The organism is Rhizobium sp. CB3060, assembly GCF_025200735.1.
Taxonomy (GTDB): Bacteria; Pseudomonadota; Alphaproteobacteria; order Rhizobiales; family Rhizobiaceae; genus Rhizobium.
Genome location: NZ_CP104159.1, coordinates 965,885 through 992,533, shown reverse-complemented (window position 1 = coordinate 992,533; position 26,649 = coordinate 965,885). Strand labels below are relative to the sequence as shown.

Sequence of the window (26,649 nt, the reverse complement as noted above, 5' to 3'; positions counted from 1 at the left end):
AGAAGGTCACCTGCAAGCCGTGTAAAAGCTGATCAAACGGCATGGCTGAAAGAATCGGCCGGCGCAGGAAGGAATCCTCAATGGTTGCGGCATTTTCGGGCGCGCAGGCCCGATTTGAGAAGACGACAATTTCAATCGTCGTGGCGGTCAGTGTCTGCCATCTTTTGAACGACATCATGCAATCGCTGCTGACGTCGCTCTACCCGATGTTCCGGGAGAATTACGCCCTCGATTTCGTTCAGATCGGTCTGCTGACGATGACGTTTCAGATTACGGCGTCGCTGCTGCAGCCGGTCGTCGGCATTGTCACAGATAAATGGCCCATGCCTTATTCCCTGCCGGTCGGTATGGTCAGCACGTTTTCAGGGCTGGTGCTGCTCGGTTATGCCGGCAGCTTCCCCATGCTGATGGTCGCGGCGAGCCTCATCGGTTTCGGGTCCGCGGTGTTCCATCCGGAAGCCTCGCGCGTCGCGCGGCTGGCTTCCGGCGGGCGCCATGGCCTGGCGCAGTCGCTCTTCCAGCTCGGCGGCAATGCCGGTTCCGCCATCGGCCCGTTGATCGCCGCCTTCTTCGTGCTCCAGCACGGCCAATCGAGCGTCGCCTGGCTCGCGGTTCTGGCGGTCATCGGCTTCATCGTCCTGAGCTGGGTCGGCACCTGGTATGTCAGCCATCGCCGCGAGCATGCCGCGCGTCCGGCTCCCAGCCGCGCCTTGCCGATAGCACGCAACAAGGCAGTCTGGGCGCTTGCGATCCTCATCCTGCTGACGGCAACGAAGAACGTGTATATGGCGAGCATATCGAGCTATTTCACCTTCTACGTCATCGACAAGTTCCATCTCGACGTTCGCGACGCGCAATTGATGCTGTTCCTTTTTCTCGGTTCAGTCGCGGTCGGCACGATCATGGGCGGTCCGGTCGGAGACCGTCTCGGTGCGCGCTTCGTGATCTGGTTCTCGATCCTGGGCGTCATTCCCTTCGCGCTGATGATGCCCTATGCGAACCTGTTCTGGACCTGCGTCCTGACGGTTGTGATCGGGCTGGTGTTTGCTTCGGCCTTCCCGGCTATCGTGGTCTTCGCGCAGGAATTGATCCCCGGCCGCGTCGGGCTGATTGGCGGCATCTTCTTCGGCTTTGCCTTCGGGGCAGGGGGGCTTGGCGCGGCGTTTCTCGGCGATTTTGCCGATACGCACGGGATTTCCTTCGTCTATACGATCTGCTCGTATCTGCCGTTGCTCGGTCTGTTCACAATCTTTTTGCCGCGCATACCGAGACATTGAGCAATAGCGGCGGGGTCTATTGCCCCGCCGAACATCTCGCCGCCTTGCGCGGGCAAGGAGATAAGCCCGAAAAATTGCTTCCATTTTGAGACTGGTCATCGGCCTGTTCTTCGCCGTAATCTATGCCTGCTTCACGCAGGAGGAGGAGACCGTCGAGTGAGCACAGGCATCAAAATTCCGGCCAAGGGATGTTTCTCCGGTGGCCCTTCCCATCTGTTTTTGCCGATCACATCAGCCTGATCCCGCCGTCAGCATCCTTCCTGCTTTGCAATGCCTCATTCGCGACGCCATGATCGCTCGTGCGGTCCCGGCCTGACATCAACCAAGTAGGACATGCCATGCAGCTCACCATCGCCCAGCGCCTAGATCGCCTCAAGGTACGCACCGCAGAGCTCAGCCATTGGCGCGAACGCGCTGTACTGCCAATCCACAACTGGACGTTCGAGGGCGAGGATATCGCCATCGGTCAGGCCTGGCCTCATCGCAAGGGCGTGGTGCATTTCGCCTCGCAAGCAAAGGTGCCCGCCGACTGGCCCCTGGAGGAAATCCGCCTCCAGCTCGATCTCGGCGGCGAGAGCCTGATTACGCTCGCTTATGAAGGCGGCGGGGGCGAGAGCTTCGGGCTCGATCCCTACCACCAGGAATTCCCGCTGAAGGATCGCAGTCTCTCGATCACGACGGACAGCGTTGCCCGTTTCCCATTCGGCGAACCGAACCGCCAGCCGAAGTTAAACCGGGCGCGGCTCGCCTGGCTGGACATTCCCGTGCACCGGCTGAACCTTTTGTTGCGGCAGATAGTAGAGGCTATCGAGGCGCTTGATGATCACGACGTCGTGCCGCATCTGCTTGATGCCGCCGAGACGGCGCTGCGCAGCCTCGACTGGCCTTCCGCGACGGCTTCCTATGTTTCCCGCACGGCGAACGCCGAATGGCAACAAAAGATTTGGGAATTGCCCGAGCTGGTCGAAAGCCCGCAGGGTCTCTCCGAGGCCGAGCGCGCCTCTGTCGTTGCAGCCTATGACGGCCTGCTTGCCCGCCTGAAGACGCTGCAGGAGCGTTATCCGCAAAACGGCCAATTGCTGCTGACCGGCCATGCCCATATCGATCTTGCGTGGCTGTGGCCCTATGACGAGACGCGCCGCAAGATGCGCCGGACCTTCCACACGGCGCTGTCCTTGATGGATCGCTCGCCCGATTTCCGCTTCAACCAGTCGACGGCGCATTATTATGCGCAGATGGAGGCTGACGACCCGCAATTGCTTGCGCGCATCAAGGAAAAAGTGGCCGATGGCTCCTGGGAAGTGATTGGCGGCATGTGGGTCGAGCCGGACACGAACATGCCGACGGGCGAAAGCCTGGTGCGGCAGATTCTTTATGGCCAGCGCTATTTCGAAAAAACTTTCGGTGCGCGTCACACGGTCTGCTGGCTTCCGGATTGCTTCGGTTTTTCCGGTGCCTTGCCGCAGTTGCTGCGCCAGGGCGGCATCGAGAGTTTCTTCACCATCAAGGTCAATTGGAGCGAGACCAACCGGTTTCCCTACGATCTCTTCTGGTGGGAAGGTCTGGATGGCAGCCGGGTGCTGGCGCATACTTTCGACAATCCGATGCAGGGTTATAACGGCTTTGTCCAGCCGGATTGCTTCGTGCCGACCTGGAAGAACTTCCGGGCGAAAACCCTGCATGATAGTTCGCTTCTTGCAGTCGGCTATGGCGATGGCGGCGGCGGCGTGACGCCGGAGATGGTCGAGCGCGAAGTGCAGTTGCGCAGTTTCCCCGCCATCCCGAAGGCCCGTTGGGGCAAGGTGGCCGATTTCTTCACGAGTGCCCATCGCACGGCGAAGGAAAAGCATGTTCCGACGTGGTCCGGGGAAATCTATCTCGAACTGCATCGCGCGACGCTGACCAGCCAGAGCGGTGTCAAGCGGCTGCATCGCAGGGCGGAGCGGGCGTTGATCACCGCCGAAACCCTGGCGTCGATCGCGCATATGATCGGCGGCGCCGCGCCGCAGAGCCTGGAGGCTGACTGGCGTGTCACGTTGAAGAACGAGTTCCACGATATCCTGCCCGGGTCGAGCATTCGCGAGGTCTATCAGGATGCCGAGCGTGAACTTTCCACCATCATCGATCACGCCAGGACGGCTCAAAAGGACGCTGCGGACGCCATTGTTTCGGCCCTGCCGAAGGGCGGTGTTGCGGATGCTCTCGTCGTCGTCAATCCGTCGCTGGATGCCCGGCCGCTGCGCGCGCTCCTCGCCGACGGCACGGTCCTTTCCACCGGCGACATAGTCTCGCCGCTTTCCATCCATGTATTCGACCGCGCCGCATTGAAACCAGCCGGTGGTTTGCACGCCGAAGCGAACCGGCTGGAGAATGAGCATCTCGCCGTGACCATCGGCGCGGATGGGGCCGTGCAGAGCCTTGTTCACAAAGCGACCGGCCGCGAGGCGCTGGCGGAACCCGCCAATCAGCTTTGGGTCTATCCGGTCGACAAGCCGCGCAATTGGGATGCTTGGGACATCGACGCAGACTATTCGGAAAAGGGCGTTCGTCTCGACAAGCCGGAAAGCATCGAACTCGTCGAAAACAGTCCATATCGAGCCGCGATCAAGGTCGTCCATCGCTATCGCGACTCCAGCATCGTGCAGCATTACGTGCTGACGGCCAACGCCAAGCGGCTGGATATCGAGACTGAAATCGACTGGCATGATCGCCGCACCCTGCTGCGCTCGCTGAGCCCGGTTGCGACGCGGGCGCGCACAGCTACGTTCGAATGCGCCTATGGCGTCGTCAGCCGCCCGACGCATACCAACACGAACTGGGATGCTGCGATGTTCGAGGCGGTCGCCCATCGCTTCATCGATCTCAGCGAGCCGGATTTCGGTGTCGCTTTGCTCAATGACGCGAAATACGGCCATAGTGCCCGCAGCAACGTGCTTGGCATCAGTCTCGTGCGCGGCCCCATCTATCCTGATCCGATGGCGGACGAGGGCGTGCAGCGCTTCACCTACGCATTGCTGCCGCACACCGGCGAATGGCATTCTGGTGGTGTGCGGGAGGAGGCCGACGACCTCAATCAACCGCTGATCGTCGCGACGGCCGCTGGTCTCGCGGAGACGACGCTCGCCCCGATTGCCGTGACGGGCACGCCGGTCGCGCTTTCCGCCATCAAGCCGGCCGAAGATGGCGACGGGCTTGTGCTGCGCGTCTACGAACCGGCCGGCCGACGCGGCGGACTTGCCGTCATTCCGGCAAACGGCTGGACAATTAGCGAAGCCGTCAATCTGATGGAGGAGCCGGCCCAACGCGATGCGGGTCCCGATATCCTGCCCTTCGAGGTCAGAAGCTGGAAGATGATACGGGCGTGACGGCTGCGCCGACCTGGGTGGTCGAATGAAGAGCAGCCGGCGCTCCACGAACAGAGCTCGGAGCAACAAATGAGTACGAAAACTCTGCGTTTGCATATCCCCCAATGGCAAGGGGGAAATTTGGAAGCCTATCATTTCGGGGCACAGTTGCTGGCGTGGCTTGCCCCGGCGGCCGCAGGGCCGGTCGCAACGGTCGAAGTGCCGGAGCCCGATGGCTCCGAACTTCCTCTCGAAGACGGCATCGTCGCGCGGAGTGCATTGCTTCGGCAACTGGATTCGACAGACCAGATCCTCATGAAGGAAATGCCCGACAGGATTGTCGTTCTGGGTGGCGACTGCCTTGTCGATCTCGCCCCGTTCGCATACCTCAATGAGCGGTATGAGGGCGATTTGGCCGTGCTTTGGGTCGATGCTCATCCCGATGTGATGACGCCAAAGCATTTCGTGCATGCGCACGCGATGGTTCTGGGCAATTTGATGGGAGAGGGCGATCCGGATTTCACGAATAGGGTGGCCCGGCCGATCAAGCCTGAGAAGGTGATGTATGCAGGGCTCTACGATATGTCGCCTGAGGAATGGGAGATCGTTGAAAGGCTGGGGCTCAGCATGGCGACGCCGTCCCAATTGATCGACACCAGCCAACCGGTGATCGAATGGCTTCGTTCGACGGGCGCCCGGCATGTTGCCATCCATTTTGACCTCGATGTCATCGATCCCGTCCAGTTCCGTTCCCTCAACTTCGCGATGCCGAATGCGCCTTCAGACGCGTTCGAGGGAGTTCCACGAGGTAGAATGACCATCGCCCAAGTGGTTCGTCTTTTGAACGACGTAGCCAGGGAGGTGGACGTGGTGGGGCTTGGAATTACCGAACACCTGCCATGGGACGCTATCGCCATCAGAGACATGCTGAGAGCGCTTCCACTGATCGGGGAAGGTCGCGCCTGAGAAGATGGGAATCGAACCGTCAGCGGAGGAATTACACCTTCAGGAACTGTGAGGACTTGTCGAAGCTTAGGCCTGGAAAGATCTTCGAATTGAGGTCGTCGGCGCCGACATCGAACTGCCGGTAAAGCATGGCGGCGGCGATCTCGCGCACGTCTGCGGTGGGCATCAGGTCGCGGTTCTCGAAGAGGTGCTCGTCCTTAATTCCCGGCCATTTTCCGAGTACGCGGCCGCCATTGATGGCGCCGCCCGCCAGCAGGCAGCAACCGCCGGTGCCATGGTCGGTGCCGCCCGAGCCGTTCTGGCGGACCGTGCGGCCGAATTCGGTCATCGCCAGAACCACCGTCGTCTTCCATGCGTCCGGGCCGAGCGTGCGCTTCAATGTCAACACCGCCTGCGTCAGGTCCCCAGCCGCCTTGCGGAATTGGGCTGCCTGCTGCACATGAGTGTCCCAGCCGTTGATGGAGAAGCTGGCGATGCGGTATTCGCGCAGCAGCATCCTGGCGGCAAGCGCTGCGACATCGGCTATCTGTTCGCCATGTTTGGCGCCCGGCGCCTCGCCCATTTTCGCCGATTGGTCTGCGCGCATCGCCTCATCCATCGCCTTGGCGAAAGCGGGATCGTTGGCATAAAGGCGCGTCAGGAACTGCATCTCATCCGCACCCATGCCCAAACCGGAATCCGAGGCCCAGACGTCGACCGTATTGGGGCCTGACAGGATCAATTCGGTCGAGGTGTTGATGTCGATCGCCTTATGCGCGGTCGAGCGCGCGATGCTTCCGAGTGCGCGGTTCAGCCAGCCGGTCTTTTCCTCGGCGACGTGGCCGCCACCCGATTCCAGCATGTCCTGGCCGTCGAAATGGCTACGGGCGTCGCGATAGGGCGTCGAAACGGCATGGACGAAGGCAAGTTCTCGGGCCTTCCATAGCGGCAGTAGGTCCGCCGCCGCCGGATGCAGGCCGAAGAAGCCATCGAGATCGACAAGCCCGTTATCGGGAGCGATGGCGATATCCGGTCGCAAGCCGGCGAAGGATGCCTCACCATAGGGCTGCACCAGATCGAGCCCGTCCATGGCACCGCGCAGGACGATGGTCACGAAGCGGTTGTCTCCCGGCATGGCCGCAAAGGTTACCGGCGTAAAGATCGGCGCAGCCGCCAGGCAGCAGGCGGAAGCGAGGAAACCGCGGCGAGAAAGCGAGAAGGCCGTATTATCTGCCATGGGATGTTCCTCGCTTTAACGACGATTGAATTCGGGCGAAGCAAGCGCGAGCGTCAGGCCCGTCATCTTGTTCGGCGCTTGCGTGACAACCCGGATCGTGTCGTCGCGAGCCGCGTCCGCCAGCGTCTCCTTGAGAAACTGCCTCGGATCATCCTGCTTGCCATAACGACCGATTGCACGCCGCGCCCAGGAAATCCGTTCGGACAATTCCCCGGCATTGATCCAGGCGTCGAAACCCTCGGGAAAGCCGGCCGGACTGGGTGGCCGCCACACAGGTTGCCCCATGCGCTGCAACGCGTAGACGCCGAGACCGCGCGGCACATAGAAGGTCGCATCGATCGCGGCCTGCCGGCGTTTTACTTCCTGCGGATCCGGTGGGTTGGCTGCCTTGTCAGGCGAGACGGAACCATTGCCCTGCATGGGCGGATTGTCGTCGGCCATCGCCTGCCCGGCACCCTCGTCATCGGCGAGCGGATCGACGACTGCGCCCGCGGCCGCATTCCTCGGAAGATTGAGCGCCCGCAGACCGGCCACGACAAAGTCGAAAGGTTGTCGGGCCTTGGCGCCTTCATTCGTCCAGGCGGCGGGATGATCGAGCATCGCGCCATAGACTGCCATCAGGTCACCATCCGTCTTTCGCCACATCTGGGTCATGGCATCGATCATCGCTTGCGGCGGCGTATCGGAAATGAAGTGGACCGCGAGCTTGCGACTGATATGCGCCGCCGTTTTCGGGTTCAGCGCCAGATCGTCGAGCATCTGCAGATAATCCCGCTCCGATCGCTGAGTTCGGCCATAACTGACACCCAGCACTCGATGGCTGCCGGGTTCGGCAACGGCCTTGCGGAAATCGACCTCGACCGCCTGCCGGTCGACCGTGATGCCTGTCAGTACCATTGCGGCCGCTCGCACATCGTCCTGCGTATAGCCGCTGCCGGCGCCCAGTGTGTGCAACTCCAGCAATTCGCGGGCGAGGTTCTCGTTCAGCCCCTTGTTGCGTTTGAGGCCGACGGGAGAATCCGGGCCGAGCGATTGAGCCTGGTCGAGATAGATCAGCATTGCCGGATGTTGGGTAGCACCGCGCAGCAGATCCGGAAACGTCCCGCCGATATGGGGCCGGATCGCCTCGGCCTCGAACAGGGGAACGATGAGTTTCATCGGTTGGGTTTTGTCGACACTCACCGAGAAATGGTTTGTCCAGAAAGCGGCCAGCCGCTCGTAGAAACCGTTCGGCGAGAAGACCGCCTGCGCGATGCGCGCATCGGCATCGCGCTGGTAGCTCTGCTGAAGTTCTTTGAAGACAGCCTTCTGCTCATCCCGCTTGGCGGCATCATCGATGTCGCTGCTGCGGATGTCGCGGAGACGGTCAGCCACATTGCGGATCGCCTGCCGGCGCGCATCGATGCCGCCCACCGGAAAAAGGCAGTTGCTGTCGGCCACGCGCATCGGGTCGAGCAACGCGTCCCTGTCGGCAGGTGGCGTTTCGCTCGGGCGAAAGCCGTAACCGAACCGCAGTGCCGCCATGGTCTGAAATGAAAGGCTCATCGCTTGTCACCGCATCACCGATCCGGTGGTAGGCTCGCAGGCAATTGTGTCAGGAAAGTTCGGAAATTGTGGCCTTTTTCCGACATGGACAATTTGTAATTCACCTGCGGGAAACCGCGCTATCTGACTATCGCTTGAATATCAATAATTTAACGCGCACGGACGGATTGGGCACATTCTCCGCAAGCGCCGGATCCGTCGTAATTCCTCCTTAATTTCTCTTCTATCTGGCGAAGCGGAAAAGAGGTGAGCGATGGTCAAATTTATTCATCGGAACATGGCGCTTTTACTGGCAATGGCCATGACTGCGCTCGCCATAGCTATGTACAATACGATCTCCCTGCTGGTGAGACATCACCACACGGTATTGCACGACATCCGTCATGCGGCCTTCGTGCTTGTTGTCTTCGGGATTTTTTACGGAGTCGTGCGCTATATCCAGGCATTGCCGGAAGATGCCGATTAGAATTCCGTTTCGATCCGTCGACCGACATCGTCGGCGCTTGATCCAAGATATCTTTGTAAAAGCCGGCAACCGCATATTGGCGATCGCCGGCTTCGTATATTCGCTATCAGGCTGCCTGACGGGCCTTCGAGGGGCGCGTAGCGGCGGCTTTTTCGACCATGGCGGTAACTTCCGCGCGGCGAGCGCCGGAGAGCGGCAGTCGCGGCATGCGGACGCGCTCGGAGCCACGGCCCATGATCTGCTCGGCGAGCTTGATCGACTGAACGAGATCATGCTCGGCGTCGAGGTGCAGCAGGGGCATGAACCAGCGATAGATGCGGCGAGCCTCTTCCCAGTCGCCGCGCTCGGCAGCGGCAACAAGCTCTACGGATTCCTGCGGGAAGGCGCTGGTGAGGCCGGAAACCCAACCCTTGGCGCCCAGCATCAGGCCTTCCAGCGCAACGTCGTCAAGGCCGGCGAAGATGTCGAAGCGGTCGCCGAAGGCATTGATCAGGTCGGTGAAGCGGCGCGGATCCGGCGCGCTTTCCTTGACGGCCTTGATATTCGGCACCTCGGCGAGGGCCTGCAATACGTCGGCGCCGATATTGACGCGATAGGCCGGCGGGTTGTTGTAGAGCATGATCGGCAGTGAAGTTGCTTCTGCCACGGTACGGAAATGCGCGATCAGCTCCTCCGGCTTCGGGACATAGACCATGGCGGGCAGGAGCATTAGGCCGTCGGCGCCCAGCCTCTCGGCATCGCGCGCATAGGCGACGGCGCGGCGCGTATCGAATTCGGAAACGCCGGTGACGACCGGAACGCGGCCGTTCACCACTTCGACGGCCGCCTTCAGGATCGTGCGCTTCTCCTCCGGATCCAGCGAATTGTTCTCGCCGCAGGTTCCCATGACGATGAGGCCGTTGACGCCGTCATTGACGAGCGCGTCCTGGACGCGCTGCGTGGCAGCGAGATCCACGGAAAGATCCTCGTTGAATTGTGTCGTTACGGCGGGGAATACGCCCTTCCATCCTGTCGTCATTTTGGCTCCTCGATTGAAAGTACTTGTGTTATATACAAACTGTCGACAAGACTCAAGGATGGTTGTACGCGATATATGGGTCGATTGCCCACTGTTGCTGAAAACCGCCAAAACAAAATAGTAAGACGTTTGTTTCGAAGAAGGATATCGGATGGCGAACGAGCAGGAGAATGTGCGGGTGCGGGGCTCGGGCACGCAGAGCGTCTATGCCGCCCTGCGCAGGGAAATTCTGTCGATGGCGCTCGATCCGGGCAGCCCGCTCGACGAAGTCCGGCTTTCCGAGCGCTTCAAGATGTCGAGAACACCGATCCGCGAGGCGCTCCTTCGCCTTGCCACGGAAGGGCTGGTGACGACGCTTCCAAACCGCAACACCATCGTCGCGACGATCGACTTCGCCGGCCTGCCCACCTATTTCGAGGCGCTGACGCTGATGTATCGCGTGACGACACGCGGGGCGGCGGGGCGGAAGGATGCCGATATCATGCAGCGCATACGCGCCCGGCAGAAGGAATTCGCCGATGCAGTGACCGCCCGGGATGCCTTCGGCATGATCGAGGCGAACCGCGAATTTCATGTCGCCATCGCTGAACTTGCCGGCAATTCCTACTACACCACATTTTTTGCACGGCTGCTGGACGAGGGCCGGCGCATCCTGCGTCTTTACTACTCGACTTTCGACGATCGCCTGCCGCGTCAATATGTGGACGAGCATGAGCAGATGATCGCCGCTATCGAGGCTGGCGATGTCGACCGCGCCGACCGGCTGGCGATCGATCACGCAGCGCAGATCGTGCGCCAAATCCAGGAATACATCGCCCGCGATCTCGAACGTCCCCTAGCGATTGAGATCTCGTAATCTCTCTGCCGATGTTTCGTCCATTGGTATCCATTCAATAGCCGGTGTCGGCCGCTCGGGAACCGAGCGCAACAGGAACTGGAAAACAAGATGACATGGTCCCATCCCGTCCCCCGCATCACCGATGACGAGAGGAAGCTCCGACTGGCACGGCTGAGAGAGGCGCTGGAGGTGGAGGGCATCGCCGGCATGCTGCTCGGCTCGACGGAAAGCCTGCGCTATTTCACCGGTCTCGACTGGCATCCGAGCGAACGGTTCCTTGGCGCGCTCGTCACACCAGCCGCACTCTATTACATCGTCCCGGGTTTCGAGCGCAGCCGCGTGGAAACGCTGCCGCATCTGCCTGGCGAAATTTTGGTGTGGGAGGAGGAAGAAAACAGTGCCGGGCTCGTGTCACGGCTGCTGGGTCAAATCGGCTCGCTTGCACTGGACGATGAGCTGCCGCTTTTCTTTTACCACAGGCTCGCTGCGGCCTTTGGCGCCGAAAGATTGAAGGATGGCGGTCAAATCATCCGGAGCCTGCGGCGCATCAAATCTCCAGCCGAGATCGCTCTCATTCAATACGCCATGAACCTGACGCTCAATATCCAGAAGCAGGCGCATGCGCTGATGAAACCAGGCATCAAGGCTTCAGAGGTCGTCGACTTCATCGACCGGCAGCATCGCCAGGCCGGGGCAGACGGCGGCTCGACCTTCTGCATCGTTTCCTTCGGGGCGGCGACCTCCCTGCCGCATGGCGCCGAGGGCGACCAGACCCTTGCGGCAGGCGACGTCGTGCTTGTCGATACCGGCTGTCAGATCGACGGCTATCATTCCGATCTTACCCGGACCTATGTGCTCGAAAGCCGCAATCGCGAATTCGAAGCGGCCTGGGCCATCGAACGGGAAGCTCAGCAAGCGGTCTTCGATGCGGCAAAGCCCGGCACACCCTGTTCGAGCCTCGACGATGCCGCGCGCATGGTGCTTTCAAAACATGCCCTTGGCCCGGATTACCGTCTCCCAGGACTACCCCACCGCGCCGGCCACGGTCTCGGTCTGCAAATCCACGAGGAGCCCTATATCGTGCGCGGCAATGCAACACCGCTTGCCGCTGGCATGTGCTTCTCCAATGAACCCATGATCGTCTTTCCCGACAAATTCGGTATTCGGCTGGAAGATCATATCTATATGACGGCGGAAGGACCGCATTGGTTCACTGATCCCGCCAAGGGGCCGACCGAGCCGTTTTCGCAGTTGACGGACCGCGTTCGGAAAGGCTGACAGAAAACAACGCATCATATTTTCGTGACGGTCCGGTTGGCTTAACGGCGAACCGGATTGCGCCTCTATCACCTCGCCCGCTTGTAACTTTCGATTAGAAGTCCGCGCCTCAGCGGAACCAATCCGCGTTTCCGTAGTTTACCGGGCGGCTCGGAGACCGGAAATGGCATCTGCGAAAGCGCGCCCCGGTCATCGATGCAATCAGAAGTGCGGAGAGCGACTTGTTGGGTTTTGAAAAGATTACGCGTGATTTTTCTGGACGAAAGAAAGCAGAAACAGAACTCAGGCGGAGTGAAGAACAGTTTCGCATTCTCGTTCAGGGTGTCGCGGATTACGCCATCTATATGCTCGATCCCCGAGGTTACGTCTCCAGTTGGAACCTCGGTGCGCAGCACATCAAGGGCTACTCGCAGCAAGAAATCCTCGGCCAGCATTTTTCCCAGTTCTATACGGAGGAAGACCGCGCGACGCAGCTTCCGTGGAAGGCGCTCGATATTGCCGCCAAAGAGGGCCGGTTTGAAAACGAAGGTTGGAGAGTCCGGAAGGACGGATCCCGGTTCTGGGCAAGCGTCGTCATCGATGCGCTTCGCGACGACGATGGAACGCTTCTGGGGTTTGCGAAGGTCACGCGCGATATTACCGAAAAGAGAGAGGCTCAGCGCAAGCTGGAACAGGTGCGTGAAGAGTTGTTCCAGGCACAAAAGATGGAGGCGGTCGGCCAGCTAAGCGGGGGAATGGCTCACGATTTCAACAATTTACTGATGGCCGTGCTCGGAAGTCTTGAAATCGTGCGCAAGCGGACTGCTGACAATCCCGATATCACCCCGTTGATCGACAACGCCATCCAAGGTGCGCAGCGCGGTGCGGCGCTGACGCAACGCATGCTCGCCTTCTCTCGGCGTCAGGAGCTCAAGATCGAGCCGCTCGACGTGGTCGAACTGGTTCGCAATATGACCGGCCTGCTACAGCGCACGGTAGATCCGTCGATGACGATCGAAACGCATTTCCCCCTCAGCCTTCCAAGGGTGACCTCCGATCCGAACCAACTTGAGAACGCTCTTTTGAATCTCGTCGTTAATGCGCGCGACGCGATGCCAAAGGGCGGACGGCTCGTCATTGCCGCCGAACTTCGCAGCATTGCCAGGGACGAAGCGGACGGACCGAAAGCGGGGGCCTATGTATGCCTCTCCGTCAGGGACGAGGGAGAGGGGATGGACGAGGCGACGCTTGCCAATGCAACCACACCATTCTTCACGACCAAGGGCGTTGGCAAGGGAACAGGACTTGGCCTGCCCATGATCCAGGGATTGATGGCGCAATCTGGGGGCAAGCTGATCCTGAAATCGCGCAGGGGCGAGGGAACCACGGCCGAGCTATGGCTTCCGGTCACAGCGGAGACCGAGACGAGGAAGGATGAGCCGGCGATTGAAGCAGCGCCCGCGGCCGGAGGCTTGTTCAATATCCTGGCGGTGGACGACGACGTGCTGGTCCTGATGAACACGGCAATCATGCTGGAGGATCTCGGCCATACCGTGCTGCAGGCTCATTCAGCCGAGGAGGCGCTGAAGCTGCTCGAGGATCACAACGATATCCATATCGTCATCACCGATCACGCCATGCCGAGGATGACCGGTTCACAGCTCGCCGCGGCGATCGCCGAGCGGCGGCCGGGTTTGCCGATCATCCTTGCTACCGGATACGCCGAGCTTCCGGCGGGCAGCAACAACGATCTGCTCCGCCTGCCGAAGCCGTTTAATCAGAGCCAGCTTGCCGCGGTGATCACCAAAGCCGTGACCGAGACTTCAGTTGCCGGCATTGTGACTGCCGGCGAGGCATAGGCATCGCCGACGCAAGATCCGCTCAAGCATGTCCGTAGGTGAGCTTCGGATACCAATCTCTTGCCCGGCCTTCGGGTGTCATGTCGAGGATCGTCCAGAGCGGCATAAGATCGGGCGCGCCGCGTGGATCCTGACCGGGGTCGGCGGTGACCGGACCCATCTCCTCAGCCCAGAAATGCCGGATCGTTCCATCTCTGCGGGTAAAGACATTGACGGCGGCGTTGTCGTTGCCGTTGGCTCCGAGCGCACGGTAATCGCGGCTATATTCGCCGGTCGGGTCGGAATAGAGTGGCAAATTCTGCCAGCGGCGCTCTGTCTTGAAATCAAGCAGTCTCTCGATCGGTGACCGAGCGACGACGGCAATTGCCATTCGCTGTTCGATATCGAGTATTTCGCCCTCCAGTGCCGAAAGAAACGACGTGCACATCGGGCAGGGCCGCGACCGCTCCGGGCCGAACATGTAGCTGTAGATCAGCAGGGTTTCCTTATCATCGAACAAATCCTCGAAATTGACCGGACCGTCGGGGCTGATGAACTGATAACGCTTCTTCACCATGCCGCCCGGCGGCAGCGCGCGCCGCTGCGCGGCGACACGCTCTATTTGCCGCCGAAGTTCGATCTCTTCTGCCAGCAGAGCATCTCGCGCCTGCCGGTATTCGCTGCTTTCGTTGGGAAATCTGGCACCGTTTTTTTGCGCCAGTTCTGCCGCAGGCGTGTATCCATCTTCGTTGATCATGATGTCCTCCCTTGTGCGATCGATGAGCCGATACTGGTCGTATGGCACCGTCGGAATTCGACCTGACGCGGGAGAAAACCCGGTTGCCGATCGAAAGTTCCAGCATTCAGCAGGGCATCGGGTTAACGGGAATCACTGGGCGGCGGAGCGGACCCCGGGGGTGTCATCCCATTCGACATCCGATGTCGGTTCCTCGCTCTCGAGCATCGGCGCGTCCATGACATAGAGATAGCCGTCGAGCATGTCGCAGGCGCGTTCGGTGGCGTCGATCTTGGCCTCCGTTTCGCTGATCGCGGTCGCGATGGCCTTGATGCGGGCGCGCAGCATATGACCGACGACATCCTTGCCGGGGCGTTTTCCCAGACGATCCAAATGAAGGCGGATGCGGTCCGAATGACGCTCCAGCTCGCTTTTGCTGAAGTGTGCCTTGCGGATTTCTTCCAAAAGACTGGCGCGCATATGGGCGACCGGATCGAAGGTTCCGGGTTCGCGCTCGTCCAGAACCATGTCTGTAATGAGCTTCTCGATGGCGACTAGGGCCTGCAAATCAACGGCGTCGGTGAGTTCGACGTCATAGCCGGTATCGTCGAACACCTTTCGGCGCACCGGGTCCAGAAGCAGCTCGTAGGCCTTCTGGAGCTGTCCGAAAGCATCGGTGTCGCCGCCGGAATCCGGATGCGCCGACTTCGCCCGCTTGCGATAGGCGGTCTTGATCTGCTCTTCGCTCGCATCGCGTCCGATGCCGAGAATCTCATATGGATCGGTCACTCCAACTCCTGCTGCCGCTCAGCCCCGTCCAAAGTCCTGAAGCTCTTATGCCGTCGATGATCCCGGCAGAACACAGCGCCTCCCGGAGGACGGTTCGTATACGTCCCCGCTTCTTCTCTATCATCACCGCGGCAGAGTTTGGACAAAAACTATGATGACGCGACGCAGAAACGTTCTTTCTGTTGAAAGCTGCCGGTCTCTAGAGGAAATTATTTGGACAAAGACTTCAGGGCCGGCTCACGCATTATGCGCGTGACCTCTTCCGCTGGAATAGGCTTGCTGAACAAGTATCCCTGGATGGCATGGCATCCGGCTTCCGACAGGAAGCGCGCTTGCTCTTTAGTCTCCACGCCTTCCGCGATCACGTCCAGTTCCAGCGATCGTGCAAGCGAGATGATCGCGGATGTGATCGCCATATCGTCGGCATCATCGGGAATATCGGCGATAAAGGACCGGTCGATCTTGAGGCGCGACAACGGGAAGCGTTTCAGCGTGCTCAGGCTGGAATAGCCCGTACCGAAATCGTCGATGGCGAGACTGACGCCCAGGGCGTTGAGTTCGTGCATTTTCATGATCGCCCCCTGCACGTCGCGCATCAGAAGGCTTTCAGTGACCTCGATTTCGAGCCATTGCGGATCAAGGCCACTCTCGGCGAGGGCTGCGGCCACCTGACGGGTCATGCCCTGTTCCTGGAACTGCCGGGCAGACATGTTGACGCCGATCTTCACGGGCGGCAGCCCCTGTTTCTGCCATTCTTTCGCTTGGCCGCAAGCCTTGCGCAGGACAGCCTCTCCAATCGGAACGATGAGGCCGGACTCCTCGGCGAGGGGAATGAAGTCTCCTGGGAAGACGAGCCCGTCGGTCGGATGGTTCCAGCGCACGAGCGCCTCCACGCCGATAATCTCGCCGGAGGTCATGTCCTTTTGCGGCTGGAAATGCAGGACGAACTCGTCCCGTTCGACCGCGCGTCTCAGCTCCTCCGATCGCCCGAGTTTCTGCCGTGCATTCTCGGCCAGTACCGGATCGAATACCTGGATACTGTTTCGGCCATTCTCCTTGGCGCGATACATCGCCATATCTGCGTTGGCAAACAGTTCCTTGGCGGTCCTGCCATGTATGGCAAAGCTGGCCATGCCAATGCTGCATGTGAGCTGCAGGTCCATTCCGGCCAAGGTAAGCGGCCGCGCCACGGCCTCGCGAATGCGCGTCAGCCACGGGACGAAATCTTCATCGGTCTGCTCGAGCGCCAGAATGAATTCGTCGCCGCCGATGCGCGATATCAGATTGTCTTGACCAATCTCCTCGGAGATCCGGTTCGCCACGATCTTGAGCAGCTTGTCGCCGGCCGCGTGACCGAGGCTGTCGTTCACGAGCTTGAAGTTGTCTATGTCGAGGAAGACGACCGCAACTTTCCTTGACGTTTCGTTGGCACGCCGCAGCATATCATCGAGCTTTCGGTCGAGCAGCGTACGGTTTGGCAATCCGGTCAGGGCATCGTGCTCAGCAAGGAAGGTGATACGCTCGGCATCGTAGTGACGGTCGATCGCGATACCGATCGTTTGTGCGACGCCCGTCAGGAACTCCCACAGGCTCGCTTCATGGCAGGATACTTGGACAGCGAGCGCGCCGTGCTGGCCGCCGTCACCCGACGAGATCGCAAAGCGACGCCACGATGCCGGGTTGTCGAGGATATCTGCCGGCGAAATCGAAGCCGCGCGTGCCGACGGGGACGCCGCCGCCATATAAAATTCCTGGGCGCCTTCCTTGTGCAGGAGTACAGCGGCGGCAGTACCGGGGATGACCTCTTCGAGCAGGTTTGCGACGTCACTGAGGAACGGGTCTAGGCGTACTCCCTTGGCGACCGCCTTGAGAAGCTGCGCCTGGGCCTTCATCAGGCTTTCCCCACGTTTACGGGCCGTGATGTCCCGCGAGGCCCCAACGACGCCGATCACCTTTCCCGTTTTGTCCCTCAGCGGAACGCGCGACATCATCAGCCAGCCGTTGCCTCTCAGACGGCGTTCCTCGAAACCAAGATCGGGCTCACCCGTCTCCATGACGTGTCGCTCGATGGCAGCTATGGTCTCGGCTGCCGCCGAAGGATGGATATCGTAATCCGTCAGCCCGACCATATCCTCCACGCGCTCAAGTCCATTGTTCAAGACGATGGCCCTGTTGGCGAATAGGAAGCGGCCCTCCAGATCCTTTGCATAGATGTAGTCCGGCACATGGTTGATCATGGCCTCGAGCCAGTCGTAACGCTCGGCGAGACTGGGCTCCTGGGACTGCGAAAGCTCCTCCGCCGCGCGTCCGCGGGTGATCGGCTCTTCGGTATCCACCGGTACCGCGTCCACAACCTCTTCTCCGACTGCCGCCTTGCGCATGTTTCCCTCACAATCCACGCCACGCTACAGTGTGAGCAAATCGTTATGTATCAGTGAAAGACCGATTGTGGGAGTGTGACATGTCAGCCTTCTGTGGCGACATCGTAAACTATTGGTTGACAATAGTATTGTCGTTCAAAATTCCCCCTCGCTCACGATAGCGCCGGCGCGAGGCTATGCACCTTGCTGCACCGTTATGGTGGGAATAGCGGACGCAATCGCGGGAAATAGATACACCTCGCCTCCAGTGATGGAGACGAGGCGCTTTTACCTTTCAGGAGAGATGCTTAGGCAGCCGAGAACGGCACTGCCACGAAGGTCTTGTCGCCGCCGCGTTCGATCAGCAGCAGAACCGACTTGCGGCCTGCTTTGCCGGCTTGTGCAACTGCGTTTTGGGCATCGTGGGCACTGTGGACCGGCTGGTCGTTGACCGAGACGATGATGTCGCCCGCCTGGATGCCGGCAACGGCGGCCGACTTATCGGGATTGACGCTGGCGACGACGGCACCTTCGACACCGTGCGGAAGGTTGAGCTGCTCGCGCAGATCCGGTGTCAGATTGGCGAGGCCGACGCCGATGCTCGGCTGATTGGACGGTTGGACTTTCCCGTCACCGCTGTCATTGGCAGCCTGCTTGCTGTCGTCATTGCCGCCGAGGGTGACGTTCACATCCATGCTCTTGCCATCGCGCCAGACCGTGAGCGAGCGCTTGTCGCCGGGAGAAAGATCGGCAACCAGGCGCGACAAATCCTTGGGCGACTTGACGGTCTCGCTACCGACGGCCGTAACGATATCGCCGGTCTTGATGCCGGCACGTGCAGCCGGCGTTCCGTCATTGACGCTGGCGACCAGAGCGCCCTGCGGCTGCGAAAGGCCGACGGCATCGGCAACATCGGCCGTCACGGGCTGAATGGCGACGCCGAGGTAACCGTGATCGATCGAGCCGTTCTTTTCAAGCTTGGCGACGATCGCCTTGGCCTCGTCCGAGGGAATGGCGAAACCGACGCCGACGCTGCCGCCATTCGGCGAATAGATGGCGGTGTTGATGCCGACGACATTGCCGTCCCGGTCGACTAGCGGGCCGCCGGAGTTGCCATGATTGATCGGAGCGTCGATCTGGATGAAATCGTCGTAAGGGCCGCTGTGCAGGTCGCGGCCACGGGCCGAAACGATGCCAGCGGTGACGGTCGTGCCGATGCCGAAGGGATTGCCGATCGCCAGGATCTGGTCGCCGAGCTTCAGCTTATCGGAGTCGCCCCAGGCCACGGTGGCGAGCGGATTCGGCGCCTTGATCTTCAGGACAGCCAGATCGGATTTTGCGTCAGCGCCAAGGAGCTTGGCCGGCAGTTCGGTGCCGTCATCGAGCGTCACCTTGATATCCGTGGCATTCTGAATGACGTGGTTGTTGGTGACGATGACCCCGTCCGGGCTGATGATGAAGCCGGAACCGAGTGCCATGGCGCGCTGCGCCGGACGATGCTGCGGCGCCTCCTGCTGCGGGAAGGGGATGCCCTGGTTCTCGAAGAACTGGCGGAATTGCTCGTCCATCGGGGAGTCGCCGGCATCCGCGCTGGTATCGGTGACCTTCATCGTAGTGGTAACGGTGACGACTGCCGGCTTGTCGGCGTCGACGATCGGCGCGAAAGAGCCGCCAGGCGCGATGATGCCGCCAGGTTCGGCGGTCGCGGCAACGGCAGCGGGGGTGCTGAAGGCGAAGGGCAAGGCCCCTGCGCCGACTATGATGGCCGCTCCGACGATGGCAGCGGCGCGATGCTTGCGAAGTAGATTTGACATGGCAGATGTCCCTTACGAGATCGTTGGCGATATGGCGTCTTGGGTCCATGTCAGGGACCAGGCGTCGAACGGAGTGCCGTTTCTATTCTTTCGAAGGAATCTCTATCATCCGCGTTTACTGCGGAATTTGCAGTAGAAGGAAGAATTGGCGCTGGAGATTTATATGATCCGCCTGATGAATTTTACAAATTAAATATTGATCATGTTTATATTGCAATTTTGTAAGACATTACTGGAATTTAATGTTGCAATGCCCGAATTTCTTCACCTTTATTGTTTAAGCGCCATCCGCCTGCGGCCAGCGCTTCAATGCTTCCGAACCGAGTTCGGTCAGGGCGTAAATGCCGCGATCGACGCGCTCGAACCAACCATAGACATTGTGCTGCAGTATTTTGGCGGCTTCTGGGGCGCTGGCGCGAATATCTCTGGGACGCTGCTGTCCATTCTGGATCGCCATCGCACAGGCAAGCGCCTGCTGACGGTAAGCGGTCATGATCGGCGCGCGCGTGCTGCCGCCAAGAGCGGGATCGCCCTTGCGCCGCTTATGTTCCTCAACAAGACGTGATCGCCGGCGGATATTCTTGCGCGGCATCGGGGCGACCGGGCTGACGATGACGTCGACGGTGCCGTTGTCGGCAACGGCCAGCATGCCGAAACCGAGGCGGCGGCAGAGATCGCGAAAACGGCGGTCGCTCTCTCGTCCCTTGCCCTTCGCCGAGACGCGGGCGGCAATCCACACTTCATCGCTTACTGACGCACGATCAACCGCCTGCAGCACGAGTTCCAAATTGAAGGTTAGCTTCAATTCGCAGATGACGACGACGGGCGGTTCATCGCTACTTAGGCCGACAAGATCGCAACTGCCGATTTCGCCCTTTACCGCGTAGCCGGCGGCTTCCAGGAAATTCTTGATCGGAAGATAAAGCGTCGTCTCCAAGTCCTGCCCTCTGCTTATCTGATGGTCATCGCTGTTTTACGTGATTCGCGATGCCAAAAAGTCGATAAAGGCGCGGATGCGTGCGGCAAGATAATCATGGCCGGCATAGACGGCATGGATCAGCTCGATATCTCCCGCATTGAAATCCTCCAGTACCGGCACCAGTGCGCCGGTTTCGATATCGGGCTGCACATGAAAATATCCGACTCGGGCAAGGCCAAGACCGGCGAGACAGAGGCTGCGCACCGTCGGCCCATTATTGGCCTGCAGATTGCCGTAGACCGGCTTCACGAACTCTGATCCGGTCGCCGGATCGCGAAAGGGCCAGCCTTCGGCGGTCGGGCGGAAGTTGAAGGTCAGGCAATTGTGGTGATCGAGATCGTTCGGTGTCGCCGGCATGCCGTGTCTTGCGACATAAGCCGGTGAAGCAACGATGACGCGTCGTCTTTCCAGCAGCTTGCGGGCTTTCAGCGAACTGTCGCGCAATGGCCCGACACGAATGGCGACATCGGCCCGTTCGCCGACGATATCGATGATGCTGTCGCTGAGCGAAATATCCAGTTCTATTTCCGGGTAGAGTGCCAGGAAATCCGGAATGAGTGGCACGATGCAGCGCACGCCAATGGCAACGGAGGCGCTGACGCGCAGAGGTCCGCGCGGGACCGTAGCGCCTCCTGCTGTCACCATGCGCTCCGTCTCCGCTATTTCGGCGAGGATGCGTTGAGCGCGCTCGAGATAGACCTCTCCCTCCGGCGTCAACTGCAGCGAACGCGTGGTGCGCACGAGAAGGCGTGTGCCAAGCCGGTCCTCAAGGCGTGTAACGAGCTTGCTGACGGCAGAAGGTGACAAGCGCAATTTCCGCCCCGCTGCCGAGAAACTGCGAAGCTCGGCCACCTGCACGAAGACGTCCATTTCACCAGCGCGATTATCCATCACTCCACTCAAGCTTTGAATTGAATTCACAAGTGTTGAGTTGATATAGCCAATTATCGATCGAATGTCCTGAGACCATATTCTCATCGAACAAGAACCAGTGCAGCCGGATATTTCCGGATGCCTTTCGATCGGGCCATCTCATGCCATTAGCTCTTTTTGCCTTGACGATCGCGGCCTATGCGATCGGCACCACCGAATTCGTTATCGTCGGTCTGCTGCCGACGGTTGCGGGTGATCTTCACATCACCCTGCCGCTCGCCGGTCTCATCGTCAGCGTCTATGCGCTTGGCGTTACCTTCGGCGCGCCGATCCTGACGGCACTCACCGGTCGTATCGAGCGCAAGCCGCTGCTGCTCGGCGTGATGGCGCTCTTCGTCGCCGGCAACAGCATGGCAGCCCTAAGCCCCGGCTACGAGCCATTGCTTGTCGCCCGCGTGCTTTCTGCCTTCGCCCATGGCGTCTTCTTCTCCGTCGGATCGACCATCGCGGCCGATCTGGTGCCGGAAAACCGGCGTGCCTCGGCAATCGCCATGATGTTCATGGGGCTGACGGTGGCGATCGTTACCGGCGTGCCGCTCGGCACCTTCATCGGCCAGACCTTCGGCTGGCGCGCCACCTTCGCTGCCGTCGCGGCTCTTGGCGTCATCGCCTTTGCGGGCATTGCGCTACTGTTGCCGTCAAACCTGAAGAAGGCGCCGCCGGCCGGGATCGGCGAGCAGGTCCGCGTGCTGGCAAGCGGCCGGCTGCTGATCGTCTTCGCCATGACAGCGCTGGGCTATGGCGGCACCTTCGTCGCCTTCACCTTCCTGGCCTCGATCCTGCAGGAAGTGACCGGCTTTGCGGCCTCCGCTGTCAGCCTGATTCTGGTGCTTTATGGCGTTGCCATTGCCGTCGGCAATGTTGTCGGCGGGCGTCTTGCAAACGGCAATCCCGTCAAGGCGCTGACGGGCCTTTTCATCGCTCAGGCGATCGTGCTCGTGCTGTTCAGTTTCACGGCCGTTTCGCCTTGGCTGGCAATTCCGACGCTGGCCGCTCTCGGCTTCCTGTCGTTTGCCAATGTGCCGGGCCTGCAGCTCTATGTCGTTCAGCTTGCCCGCCAGGTGCGCCCGGCCGCGGTCGATGTCGCTTCGGCGCTGAACATTGCCGCCTTCAACCTCGGCATTGCCGCCGGCGCCTGGATCGGCGGCCTGGTGGTGGAATCCGCGCTCGGCCTCGGCTCTACCCCTTGGATCGGAGCGATCCTGGTCACCGCTGCCCTCGTTCTTACCCTCTGGAGCGGCGCACTTGATCGTCGCTCCGCTTCCGTAGCGCAGCCTGTCTCCTGCGCCGCCTGATTGCTACGTCATCGCGGTCGTTAAATTTCGTAACAAATAAGAACACAACGCAAAATGCGCGTGAGCATAATGGGTGAGTTGGGTGCGACGGACGAGCCGAAAGGCCACGTCTGCTGCCCAGCCAACTCCAAGCGCCTCGGCACAAGAGGCCTGCATATCAAAGCTGAAGGGACCGGTGCCGGGAGCCTACATCGCTCCCCTATTGGAAAGAAACGACAGAGGAAATGCCAATGAGGGTTACCTTCATCGCCTTGGGTGTGACGGCCGCAATTACGATGGGCCTCGTCAGCCCCGCTATTGCTCAGGTTGTCATTCACGAGGATCAGTCGTCGGACGGCTACGACTCTGACCGGGACCAAACGGAGTCCGATTTTCTTCACGCCTGGAACCGACATCACGATGCAGCCAATAGATGGGGAGAGCGTCGCGGCAATTTCGGACCGGATGACGTCATACGCCTCTTGGAACGGCGCGGTTATCGCGTCAGGAACGTAAAGGATGTCGGGGTGCGTTATCTGGTTGAGGCGACGCGTGGCGACGACAACCTCCTCGTGAGCGTGTCTCGAGGAGGGGAAATCATGGGCGTGGTGCACGATAACTGCTATTGAAGGCCCGTGAGGCCACTGCATATGACCTCATACCCTCAGCCGCAAAATTCAAAGGGAGCCGCAACAAGCGGCTCCCTTCGCGATTACGCTTCAAAATCCAGTTCGATCTTGGAAACGGCAACCGACGCCGGCAATAGCGGTTTGTGGATGCGTTCGCCGAACTGCCGTTTGAAGCCGAAGACGTTGTTGATCAGGCTTTTCGTAAAAAGCCCGGGACCGCTCGAATAGATGCGCCAGCCGCCATCGACAGCGATATCGCCCGCCTTGACGCGATCCCAATCATCAGAGGCGTGATAGCGATCGTGGAATGCGGCGTCGCTGCTGCTGAAATAGGTGTTGCGCTGGCGCAGCGAGGCATGGTCGAGCCGGCCGCTGACCGCGATCGGATTGGCGAGTGCCAACGCGTTCCAGACACCGTCAGCATCGTTGTCCAGCGCCAGCGCCTCGCAATAGCGCAGATGCGCATGCACATACATCAGCCCGATCTCGCGCCCGAAGAAAGACGAGGATTCGGCGCGGCGGAACAATGTCTCCGGTCCGCCGGCATAGGTCGCCGGCTTTTCCATCAGTCTCACACCATCCGGGAAAAGCAGATTGTCACTGATCAGCTTCATATGCGCATGCCGCTGTTCCGGCGTGAAGAGGCCGCCCAGCATCGGCTGCGTCATCGCGATCAGCGAATAATGCAGGCCGGTGCGCGTATCCTGCGGATGCAGCAGCAGTTCGACGCCATCATGGCTCGGATCGAAGACGCCGTAGCCGGCGACGACACCGTCGCGCATCAGGAGGCGGTTGAAATCGTCGCGCATGGCGGCGGCGGTTTCCTTAAGCGTCTGCGCCTCGTCGTCCCGGCTGGCAAGCGTCAGGATCGCAGCGTAGCGCACCAGTTGCTCGTAAAGCAACGAGACGGTCCAACTGCTGACCATCCAATCGCGCAAATGCGGATCGGCCGGCTGCAGGCTGTCGTTCCAATCGCCTTCGCCATAGCGGATGAGGCTTGTGCCGGGTACGAAGCGGCTGCGTACGGTGTCGAGCAGCTTATCGACATGCGCGGAAATCGTCGCCGTCTCTTCGGTCCGTTGCATGGTGTCGTCGGCCCGCCACGGCACGGTTTCGGCTAGGAAGGCGAGATCGCCCGTCGTCTCGATATAGTCGCACAGCGCCTTCAGCGGCCAGACGACGATATCACCATGGCTCTCGCCAGCGCGGATGTTGGCATAGGGCTCCAACATGAACCATTGCGGCCAGTCGCCCCGGTCGCGATACTGCTCGGAAAAGACGGTGCTCAGAATCTGCTTTACTTCGGCATCATGTTCATAAGCGAGCAGGAATTCCACTGGTCCCTGGCAGGCGTCACGCGTTCCCCAGGCCGCGCCGGTATATTGTTCGAGGCCATGCGGCACGCTCAGATGCACGATCGCGTCATGCGCCAGCCAAGGCAGCATCACAGCCTGCGCCGTGACGTCGCGCCCTTCTCCTTCGATGCGCGCGCCGCGCGTCACATGGCTCCAGAAGCGTTGCGCGGGAGCAAGCATGTCTTCGCTGCTGACACCGGCCTTGTAGCGCGCGGCAAGACGTTCGCCCGCCGCCGTGTCGGTCATCGATCCGGTGACTGCAAAGCTGAAGCCTTGGGTCTGATGCGACTTGAGCGCGATGAAAGGGCCGTTGCGAGGCGTGCCGTCGCTGTAGAGAAGCTCATCGCCGCCGATTGCCTCGAAGGCACCCGGCGTCGAGGTGACGAGATGGTAGGCCGCATGCGGATAGCGATCCCAAAGCCAGGACGGCTGGGGCCGGAACGATATCTGCTTGGCAGCAGTGTCGATCTCGATGTTTGCGACGGCTTCGTAGTCACGTTCCCCGAGCACGATATGGCCGAAGACCAGGAAGCGGCAGGCTCCGCCGTCGACCGCTACGGTCCACTGCATGGACGGATCATCGCCACAAGCGATTGCCGTCACCGTGATGGTGCGGCCGGCAAGGCGGTAGATCCAACGAACATCGCTCAATCCCATGTCGAAGGCCGCGGGAACGCCAAGCAGGCGCCAGCCTTCGCCGAGGTCCACGAGCATGCGCAGCCCGCTCGCTCGCGTCAGATTGTAGGGATCGCGGGAGACCGAGAAGAGCTTGTGGAAGGACGTATTGCCGATCGTCAACTGCGCGGCAAAGATGCCCTGCATCCAACAGGTTGCGGCCAGCGTCTGGTCGTCCAACAGCATATTCTGGCCGCTGCGGACGATGGCGCCATGACGGCGTGCAACAACGCGCTCTTTCTCACGCAGTACGATGTGGCGATTAAGCGAGCCATCCGGCACGAAGAAGGAATAGAGCTGGCCGTCAATGCGCTCTTCCAGCATCCGCTTGGGATAGAGCCGCTCGATCGTCGCTTCGTCCAAAGGCTCGGTCACGAATAGCGGCGCGTCCTGCACCAGGCTGCGAGCCGGGGCATCGCCGGCAATATCGCTCGTCGCGAGTTCGTTCAGCGCCTGCGGTAGGGCGTCAAGCCTTGCAAGATCGGCATCGCTGGAGGCTGCGGGGTGATCGGCGGCGAACAAGCCGAAGAAGGTTGCGGTTGCGATCGTCTTTGGTGCGAGCGCGAGAGGTTTCGATTGGATCGCCGGACACGCGACTTCGTGCTGCCGGCGCGTGCTCGGCAGGCTTTCACCAAAGCGCGGCACCATCTGTGCATCGCCGCCTGGGGCCGGCACCGCCAACTGGATCGCATCCGTGGCATAGGCCGCCGCCCCATCGAGGCAGCCCTGTGCCAGCCAAGGATTGCGCCCGCCGCCCTGCTTCAGATTTTGCCGGTTCATCACCACCCGCCCAAAGGCGGAATGCTCGGCAATATGATGGTCGACATACTGCGACGCATAGGCCTCGCTGTTCATCAGGAAACCGCGATCGCCGAGGCCGACATCCTGGATCAGCACGAGATCGGCTGAAAGCGCCGCACCGGTCGTATTTTCAAGCGAAACCCGCCAGAACCAGGCGCTATCGCCGGGATGGAGCTGCAGCCGGACCGTATGCTTGACACCGGAGGTCTCGCCGCTCCAGCAAAAGCCCACCTCATCATGGCCGAAGCGCACCGCGGCCTTCGGGCCGACAATTTCGGCGACTTCAGGCCGCGAGCCGCCGATGCGCAGATAGAGGCGCCCGATACCGCCGTAAACAGGCGATCCCAGCACCTGGTTGATCATAACGCTGCCCTGCTGGTCGGCAAAGTCGATGGCAAACAGCGTGCCGTTCGGCAGCGCAGATACAGACAGGCCGGCACTATTGGCGAGCGTGGAAAGACCGAGTTCTTCGCGCCGTGGCGTCTGAAAGCTACGATTGGATTCCAAGGACATAACCGGTGCCTCGCTGATTCATGGGT

The 26,649-nt window shown here is 60.5% G+C and carries 18 protein-coding genes and 1 pseudogene; 9 read left to right on the top strand and 10 right to left on the bottom strand.

Going from position 1 to position 26,649, the window contains the following annotated elements; all coding sequences use genetic code 11:
* The first annotated feature begins 80 nt into the window (after positions 1 to 80).
* From N2601_RS23900 to N2601_RS23890, 3 genes are all read left to right on the top strand, one after another.
* Complete coding sequence (locus N2601_RS23900) at positions 81 to 1,277, top strand: MFS transporter (protein WP_104826809.1); 1,197 nt, start codon at positions 81 to 83, stop codon at positions 1,275 to 1,277.
* Between the two features lie 338 nt (positions 1,278 to 1,615).
* A complete protein-coding gene (locus N2601_RS23895; RefSeq protein WP_260305129.1) occupies positions 1,616 to 4,642 on the top strand; it encodes an alpha-mannosidase in 3,027 nt (1,008 codons plus the stop codon).
* 69 nt (positions 4,643 to 4,711) lie between these two features.
* Positions 4,712 to 5,587 (top strand): arginase family protein, encoded by an 876-nt coding sequence (locus N2601_RS23890; protein ID WP_260305128.1) that lies wholly within the window; start codon positions 4,712 to 4,714, stop codon positions 5,585 to 5,587.
* A gap of 31 nt (positions 5,588 to 5,618) precedes the next feature.
* Here N2601_RS23890 and N2601_RS23885 read toward each other — a convergent pair whose 3' ends face one another.
* Entirely contained in the window at positions 5,619 to 6,803 is a 1,185-nt protein-coding gene (locus tag N2601_RS23885; protein WP_260305127.1) for a DUF1501 domain-containing protein, read from the bottom strand.
* 15 nt (positions 6,804 to 6,818) lie between these two features.
* Complete coding sequence (locus N2601_RS23880; protein ID WP_260305126.1) at positions 6,819 to 8,348, bottom strand: DUF1800 domain-containing protein; 1,530 nt, start codon at positions 8,346 to 8,348, stop codon at positions 6,819 to 6,821.
* A 253-nt stretch (positions 8,349 to 8,601) separates the two neighbouring features.
* Here N2601_RS23880 and N2601_RS23875 point away from each other — a divergent pair, with 253 nt between their 5' ends.
* Positions 8,602 to 8,814, top strand: coding sequence for a hypothetical protein (locus tag N2601_RS23875; protein ID WP_104826804.1), 213 nt, complete (start codon positions 8,602 to 8,604; stop codon positions 8,812 to 8,814).
* A 106-nt stretch (positions 8,815 to 8,920) separates the two neighbouring features.
* On the opposite strand, the gene N2601_RS23870 is transcribed toward N2601_RS23875, so the two are convergent.
* Positions 8,921 to 9,832, bottom strand: coding sequence for a dihydrodipicolinate synthase family protein (locus N2601_RS23870; protein WP_260305125.1), 912 nt, complete (start codon positions 9,830 to 9,832; stop codon positions 8,921 to 8,923).
* 151 nt (positions 9,833 to 9,983) lie between these two features.
* Between N2601_RS23870 and N2601_RS23865 the strand changes: the two genes are divergently transcribed.
* From N2601_RS23865 to N2601_RS23855, 3 genes and pseudogenes are all read left to right on the top strand, one after another.
* A complete protein-coding gene (locus N2601_RS23865; protein WP_260305124.1) occupies positions 9,984 to 10,688 on the top strand; it encodes a GntR family transcriptional regulator in 705 nt (234 codons plus the stop codon).
* A gap of 90 nt (positions 10,689 to 10,778) precedes the next feature.
* A complete protein-coding gene (locus N2601_RS23860; protein WP_260305123.1) occupies positions 10,779 to 11,948 on the top strand; it encodes a M24 family metallopeptidase in 1,170 nt (389 codons plus the stop codon).
* Positions 11,949 to 12,091: 143 nt separating this feature from the next.
* A pseudogene (locus N2601_RS23855) lies at positions 12,092 to 13,786 on the top strand (PAS domain S-box protein); the annotation flags it as partial.
* A gap of 22 nt (positions 13,787 to 13,808) precedes the next feature.
* Here N2601_RS23855 and N2601_RS23850 read toward each other — a convergent pair.
* From N2601_RS23850 to N2601_RS23825, 6 genes are all read right to left on the bottom strand, one after another.
* On the bottom strand, positions 13,809 to 14,522 hold the full coding sequence (locus tag N2601_RS23850; protein WP_104826799.1) for a DUF899 family protein: 714 nt from the start codon (positions 14,520 to 14,522) through the stop codon (positions 13,809 to 13,811).
* 132 nt (positions 14,523 to 14,654) lie between these two features.
* Complete coding sequence (locus tag N2601_RS23845) at positions 14,655 to 15,290, bottom strand: J domain-containing protein (RefSeq protein ID WP_260305122.1); 636 nt, start codon at positions 15,288 to 15,290, stop codon at positions 14,655 to 14,657.
* A gap of 209 nt (positions 15,291 to 15,499) precedes the next feature.
* Positions 15,500 to 17,671, bottom strand: a complete 2,172-nt coding sequence (locus tag N2601_RS23840; protein ID WP_260305121.1) for a putative bifunctional diguanylate cyclase/phosphodiesterase — start codon at positions 17,669 to 17,671, stop codon at positions 15,500 to 15,502.
* 287 nt (positions 17,672 to 17,958) lie between these two features.
* A complete protein-coding gene (locus N2601_RS23835) occupies positions 17,959 to 19,464 on the bottom strand; it encodes a DegQ family serine endoprotease (RefSeq protein WP_260305120.1) in 1,506 nt (501 codons plus the stop codon).
* Between the two features lie 277 nt (positions 19,465 to 19,741).
* Complete coding sequence (locus N2601_RS23830; protein WP_260305119.1) at positions 19,742 to 20,401, bottom strand: DUF2161 domain-containing phosphodiesterase; 660 nt, start codon at positions 20,399 to 20,401, stop codon at positions 19,742 to 19,744.
* Between the two features lie 36 nt (positions 20,402 to 20,437).
* Positions 20,438 to 21,334, bottom strand: coding sequence for a LysR family transcriptional regulator (locus N2601_RS23825; protein WP_260305118.1), 897 nt, complete (start codon positions 21,332 to 21,334; stop codon positions 20,438 to 20,440).
* Between the two features lie 143 nt (positions 21,335 to 21,477).
* Between N2601_RS23825 and N2601_RS23820 the strand changes: the two genes are divergently transcribed.
* Both N2601_RS23820 and N2601_RS23815 read left to right on the top strand, forming a co-directional pair.
* Positions 21,478 to 22,671 carry an MFS transporter gene (locus N2601_RS23820; protein ID WP_260305117.1) on the top strand — a complete coding sequence of 398 codons (1,194 nt, stop codon included), beginning with the start codon at positions 21,478 to 21,480 and terminating at the stop codon, positions 22,669 to 22,671.
* 230 nt (positions 22,672 to 22,901) lie between these two features.
* Positions 22,902 to 23,279 (top strand): hypothetical protein, encoded by a 378-nt coding sequence (locus tag N2601_RS23815; protein ID WP_260305116.1) that lies wholly within the window; start codon positions 22,902 to 22,904, stop codon positions 23,277 to 23,279.
* An 83-nt stretch (positions 23,280 to 23,362) separates the two neighbouring features.
* On the opposite strand, the gene N2601_RS23810 is transcribed toward N2601_RS23815, so the two are convergent.
* Positions 23,363 to 26,623: a GH36-type glycosyl hydrolase domain-containing protein gene (locus tag N2601_RS23810; RefSeq protein WP_260305115.1), complete on the bottom strand. Its 3,261-nt coding sequence runs from the start codon at positions 26,621 to 26,623 to the stop codon at positions 23,363 to 23,365.
* Positions 26,624 to 26,649: the final 26 nt, after the last annotated feature.